The organism is uncultured Maribacter sp. (assembly GCF_947500985.1).
Classification (GTDB): domain Bacteria; phylum Bacteroidota; class Bacteroidia; order Flavobacteriales; family Flavobacteriaceae; genus Maribacter.
The window spans coordinates 23,649-29,936 of sequence record NZ_CANMTX010000014.1 but is presented as its reverse complement, the minus strand read 5'-3'; the positions used below and the strand labels follow the sequence as shown (position 1 = coordinate 29,936).

The 6,288-nt window shown below is 33.5% G+C and carries 5 protein-coding genes; all 5 read right to left on the bottom strand.

The genetic code is table 11. The annotated features are described in order from the left end of the window. A partial coding sequence (locus Q0871_RS18070; RefSeq protein ID WP_299326277.1) for a hypothetical protein occupies positions 1-273 on the bottom strand: 273 nt, incomplete at its 3' end. A gap of 150 nt (positions 274-423) precedes the next feature. Then, positions 424-663 (bottom strand): hypothetical protein, encoded by a 240-nt coding sequence (locus Q0871_RS18065; RefSeq protein ID WP_299326274.1) that lies wholly within the window; start codon positions 661-663, stop codon positions 424-426. 306 nt (positions 664-969) lie between these two features. Continuing rightward, entirely contained in the window at positions 970-3,288 is a 2,319-nt protein-coding gene (locus Q0871_RS18060; RefSeq protein WP_299326271.1) for an aminotransferase class III-fold pyridoxal phosphate-dependent enzyme, read from the bottom strand. A gap of 375 nt (positions 3,289-3,663) precedes the next feature. Beyond that, complete coding sequence (locus tag Q0871_RS18055; RefSeq protein WP_299326269.1) at positions 3,664-5,238, bottom strand: sulfatase; 1,575 nt, start codon at positions 5,236-5,238, stop codon at positions 3,664-3,666. 283 nt (positions 5,239-5,521) lie between these two features. After that, positions 5,522-6,268, bottom strand: a complete 747-nt coding sequence (locus Q0871_RS18050) for a DUF6882 domain-containing protein (protein ID WP_299326266.1) — start codon at positions 6,266-6,268, stop codon at positions 5,522-5,524. Positions 6,269-6,288: the final 20 nt, after the last annotated feature.

Genomic DNA, 6,288 nt, shown 5'->3' with positions numbered 1-6,288 from the left:
TTCATCTTGACAGTTTGAATTTAAAGTTAGTAAATTCGAATTATGAACTGTCCTATTTTTAGGGAAGCCTACATTTTTAGGGAAGCCTACATTATAAGATTGAATTATACCGAGTAAATCTTCAAGCTTAAACTTTTTGTCCAATTCATTGAAAGCTTTTTTTGATTCTGTTTCGTCAATCAAACCTTTAATATTTCCATTTTTTAATTCAACAATCCTAGATGATCCATTAACCTCAGTAAAAGCCTCAAACAAGAACCCATCTTTTTCCATGTACCATTTTGTATACCTTCCAGACATATTTCCAATTGACGGTTCAATTGACGGTTCAATTGACGGTTCAATTGAGGATTCAATATTAGGCTCAATTGTCTCTCCCTTAAATACTTGGATATAACCGATTATAATTTCCTCTAGAAATAATCAATTTTTGTTTTTATAGAACGAATTCTCTTGGTCCTGATAAAACTCCCTTACACTGTCTTTACTTATTTTTAAAAATTCTTCTGAATTTTCATTTTTAATAAGTACAGTGTTTTTTTTGACAATGACTTTTGAACAATCAACTACTACTCCGTCCGTCTTAACCATAAATGATTGTCCCATTAAACTATTAGTTAAGAATAGAATGTAAATTATAAGAAATCCTGTTTTTGTTTTCATATGTTTACTAACAAGGTTTTTAAGAAAGTAAGATACCTAAGATTATAGGGTTTAGTTTAGTTTAATAAAGTAGGAGTTATTTTAAGATTCCTGTAAAAAGTTATGAATAATAATTGATTCTTTCTGTACGTTATATTCTTTCTTTTTTTCAAAAATGTACTCGTCATCTTCTAATTCATATTCATTAAGGTCAAACGTCCAGGTTCCGTAGAAATCAGATTCAGAGTATGACTTATTCTGAGCCTTTGCTGGTAATGTAAAGGCTAAACAAATCAGAGTGATATAGACAGCTTTCTTTATACTTATTTAAACATCAAAAATTGCTCCATTATTATAATATTTCTCCAGAATAGCACTGACGGTCGTAACCACTTTCTCTGCATTTTCTTTATTAAAACATAAAGGAGGTTTGGTTTTTATTACATTATCGTATGGTCCATCTGTACTTACTAAAATATGCCTGTTTCTTAATTCATTTTTAATATGGCTTGCTAATACAGTATTTGGTGTTTTGGTGTTATCCTTAACGATGTCAACACCTATAAATAGTCCAGAACCACGTACATCGCCTATGCAGTTATATTTTTGCATAAGTTCTCTTAAAAGGAACCTGTAATAATCGCCGACAACTTTTGCGTTTTCTTGTAGTTTTTCATCTGCAATAACATCTAGAACTGCACTTGCAATTGCGCAAGAAACTGGGTTGCCACCAAAAGAGCTGAAAAACTCTACACCTTTCTCAAACGATGCTGCAATTTCTTGTGTGCAAACCACAGCACCCATTGGGTGACCGTTTGCTATAGGTTTACCCAAAATCACCATATCTGGTATGACACCATGGGCTTCATATCCCCAGAAATGGTATCCTAACCTTCCAAAACCTGTTTGTACTTCATCACTTATGCAAACGCCGCCTTGTGCTCGAAAAGCAGGGTACACCTCTTTTAAATAGCCATCTGCTAATGGAACTTGCCCTGCACAACCAAGTATAGGTTCACTTATAAAAGCAGATATAGGTTGTTTACTTTGTGCTATTTGAGCAACAGCATCTTTACCGTATAGCGTTCCTGCATTTGCAATATCAGCTGTGTATTTACCTCTATACGTATCTGGTAAAGTTGCTTTAAGTATATGATTTTTTTGACCATCCCCTTTAGCGTTATTAAACTTGTAATCACTAATGTCTATTGCTATTTGAGTGTTGCCGTGGTAACCAGATTCCATAACCATCATGGTGTTACTTTTGGTATGATTATTTGCCATACGTACCGCTAAATCGCTTGCTGCGCTACCTGAATTCACAAAAAAGACTTTATTCAGATTTGGAGGAAAATGTTTTAATAATTTTTCTGCATAGGCTGCCAACTCATCATAAATATAGCGTGTATTTGTATTTAGTTTTGCTATTTGTCGTTGCGCTGCTTCCACGACTTTTGGGTGCGAATGACCAACATGCGGAATGTTATTATAGGCATCTAAAAACGTATTTCCTTCTGCATCATACATATATTGAAATGCAGATTTAACCATATGTATAGGCTCCTTGTAGCTAGTAGATAAAATAGGGCTAATGTGTTTGAATCTTCTTTTTAGTAGACTCGAAGTTGATGTAGGTCTTTTAATAGGGAGATTAGCTGCTTTTTTAAATTCATTTTCTGCGTGAATGGGGTTTATAGCCAACCAACGGTATAGCATTTTCCAGGCAGATTGCTCACTCACGGATGCGTAGCTATTGGCCGGATTCACCTTTTTTGCATGTGCAGAATTACAAACACTGGTGCATAGCCTGGCAACGATTAGGTAATATAAAATACTTATTTCTTTAGCTTCTAGAGGAAGCTTTTGATGGTAAGACTTTAGTAATAATACAGCCCACTCTAACGGATTTTCTTTGTCGTAGCAAGTATAGGTGATGGCAATAGCTAATTCGTTAATAAGAAAAGAATGTGCAAGATCCCCGAAATCTATAATACCGGAAACTTTGTTATGTTGCACCAGAACATTCCACTCGTTAGCATCATTATGTATGATCTGCTTTCTTAGTTCAGGAAAAATTGGTCTTACGTTTTCTTCAAATTGATTAAAAAAGTATCGGACAATATTTCTATCTGTGGCGTTTGTAATATCATTTATATACTTTCTATTTAAATCAAAGTACTGAAGGTCCCATTCCCATTGTCTGCTCTGTATCGTATAATTTTTAAACCCTTTTAGTTTCAAATCTAATTCTGCTAGAAAGGTACCTAGAGATTCAATTAATTGCACTGTGTGAGAGACATCGCCTAAAAAATCACCTTCTAAAAATGAAAGCACGCGACATATGGATGGTTTTTGGCTTATAGAAAAAGTACCTATATAAGAACAATCTTTAAATGGAATCGGTTTTGGAATTTCTTTCTCAAAATAACTTTGTAGAAATAGTAGGGTATCATTCTCTGCTTTAACCATATCAAATAATACTTCTGAGTATTGATAGGTTTTATAAATATAACAGGAATCTGAAGTGGTAATGCGGTAATTCAAATTATCGTACCCATCGAGTTGTTTACAATCAATAACTTGAAGTCCCAATTCCTTTTTTAAAAAACTATTCACATTAGACATATTATCAACATATATTCTCACTGAACCTCCATCTAGGATCTAACTACCTCATAAATATACAACCCCTAAGGTTATCATTGAAGTGGAAATGTTTAATTTGATTTTATGAATTAATTTGATTTTATAATAGACTACTATTATAAAAGTATACTGTATAATACAGGCTAGGGGTAGTCTATGATGCGGAATTTGAAATAAAAAAAGCAGCAAGAACATAAAGCTCTTGCTGCGCGGGATAACAGTTTGATTAATCAACCCGTTTCCTAAATTTAATTTTTTTTTGAGTTTTTATCTAACCATTCTTTTAATTCGATGAACTGAAAATCGTTATTACTTACCAGGATGTAATTCTCTTGTAATGAAAAAACCATCTTTTTTCAATTGTTTATAGCTAGTTTATTTTATTAAATTAGGCTTAGCTTTTCTCCAACCAGCTTCAAGTTTTTTGGCTAGTGATGCTTTTACTTCTGTTAATTTATGTTCAGCTATAATATTGACTGTCTCGTTAGGGTCATTTTTGCGATCATATAATTCCTTACCTGTCAATTCGCCTCTAGTTCCGGTTTTAGTATTCCAAGTATACCATTCAATATAATGATATTCTTTTGTGTTGATTGAATAGCCCATGTATCGATTTCCATCTGCAGACACTTTGGGTCTTCTATGAAACTGGCTAAAGGCTGCACTTTTCCATGAACGTTTTGGATCTTTTATTAAAGGTAAAAAGCTTGTTCCTTGCATATAGTTGGGAACTTCAATGCCGGCAATTTCACATAAAGATGGAAACATATCTACCAACTCGGTTATTTCAAATGTTTGAGCACCTCTGTTTTCTTGATTGGGATATCTGATAATCATAGGTACTTGTAAATCAATATTATAATTGGTCATTTTACCCCAACTATTATGATCTCCTAATTTCCAGCCATGATCACCCCAAAGTATAATAACAGTGTTGTCATAAAGTCCTATTTCTTTTAAATGAGCAACTAAATTACCCACCAAAGCATCTACATAGCTTACACTTGCATAATACCCATGTTTTAATTTTCGAGACCTTTCTTCGTTCATTTTAAAATCTGACTGAGGGTGCCCTATATCATTAAAACCATCATAGTGTCTTAATTCATACATGGAGTTCATTGTATGCCCTGGTGCATTTTGGGGGACATTAGGGTTGGCTGCTAACGGAATTTTTTGAGCGTCATACAGATCCCAATATTTTTTTGGAGCGGTGAATGGTAAGTGTGGTCTAAAATAACCTAAGCCCATATAAAAGGGCGTTTCTGTTTTCGCTAATCGGCTAAGTGTCTTTTTTGCCAATTCTGTTTGCGCTCCGTCATAATAAATAGTGTCATGAACATCTGCCGCTTCCCATGCCGGACCTGTGTTCCAACCATCTGCATATCTAATTGGTCTTAATTTTAATAAAGAATCTCTTTTTACTGCTTGTGAATTATTGACTTCTTCACTGATATAAAATGTTTCTCCATCTCTATTTAACCAATCTTTTTTAAGGTACTTTGATGGTCTAAGGTCTGGTTCGTCCCAAGAAACGGAGTCTGGCATATAGTTGTGAAAAATTTTACCCAAGTTTACCGTTTTATATCCAAATTTTGAAAAGTATTGCGGCATGGTAACCGTATTCGGGTTTATCTCACGAAACTTATCTCCTAAATGCCAAACCCTAGTAGAATCAGGTCTTAAACCTGTCATTAGACTAGCTCTAGATGGTGCACATACTGCTACTTGAGAAAATGTTTGCCTAAAGGTCATTCCTTCAGCTGCTAGTTGGTCTATATTTGGTGTTACTGCTATGGTGTCTCCGTAAACACCTAATGTTGGTCTAAGATCATCAACAGAAATAAATATAATGTTAGGTTTTGTTTTCTTCTTTTCTTGTGCATAACAAGTACAAGAGGAAATAATTATAGTAAGAATGCTAATATGAAAGAAAAGGTATTTTTTCAATTGGTTGTTTTTAGATGAGAAATAGTAATACGCCAGTACATCTTATAAATATACATAGACTGTTTCCTTTTTTAGAAAAATAATTGAATGCCATTTTGAATTTATTTATCTAATTGCTCATTTTTATAAATCGATTTCATAACCTGATTTAATTGCAAAGCTCTTGCTTTTTTACTAACATTTACAACTCAATTTAATAACCAAATAGTATATAAAGAGGGTTGCAATAAAATAGTTGAATGGTCGAATGGCACATGTCGTATTTACCAAGTGGGTAAACGTTTTACAGTTTGCCGTTTAAAGATTTTAATCTACTAAGTTCATCAAATTCAGCCGTTAAGATTTTGTTGTTCTTTAAACCTTCAATTTTATTTTCTAAGATATTTAATTCAAAATCTCTGTCAATTAAATAATTTTTGAAGGTATTCTTATGGTTTAAATCTACCGCACTTATTAACTGAGGAAAATTGGTCAGTACTTTTTCTAATCTTTCTTTGTCTATTTCAGGTATTTTGTCATCGTCAATGGTAACTACAAGAGTACCTTGTCCGTAATTAGCACAGTAATAACTTTTAGAATTAAATAGTCCACACGCCATCATCCCTATTTTATGTTCAAAGCCTTCTTCAACATTAAAATGACCATCAGTTAATTCTTTAATGCCTTTATCTTGCCCTATTTCTTTAAGTTGGTTAGATTGAACCAATAGGTTTTCTGGCATGCCACTCTTTGCGTTTGCCCATCCCCACATCCAAGAGCTATCGTTAAAGGAAAGAGAACCTATTATTTGAATAGGAAAGTCTAGGTCGCCAAAAATTATGTTTCCTTTTCCCATATCAAGTTCCCATGCATTTGATTCGATTACCTCTCCAAAAACTAGTTGCTTTTCGAAAGATAACGCTGCATGTTGTTCAATTAATTCTTCAAGACTGGTATAGTCTGTTTTATCAATTGCTTTATATTTAGAGGAATCGATTTCAGATTTTTCTTTTGGTTTATCTCCTCCGAAGAGATTTTTAAATATGCCCATATTTTGTTGAATTTTGTTTC

What these genes read in the sequence shown, in the direction of transcription:
- Q0871_RS18065 (WP_299326274.1), bottom strand. Translation starts at nt 663, where the DNA reads ATGAAAACAAAAACAGGATTTCTTATAATTTACATTCTATTCTTAACT.
- Q0871_RS18050 (WP_299326266.1), bottom strand. Translation starts at nt 6,268, where the DNA reads ATGGGCATATTTAAAAATCTCTTCGGAGGAGATAAACCAAAAGAAAAA.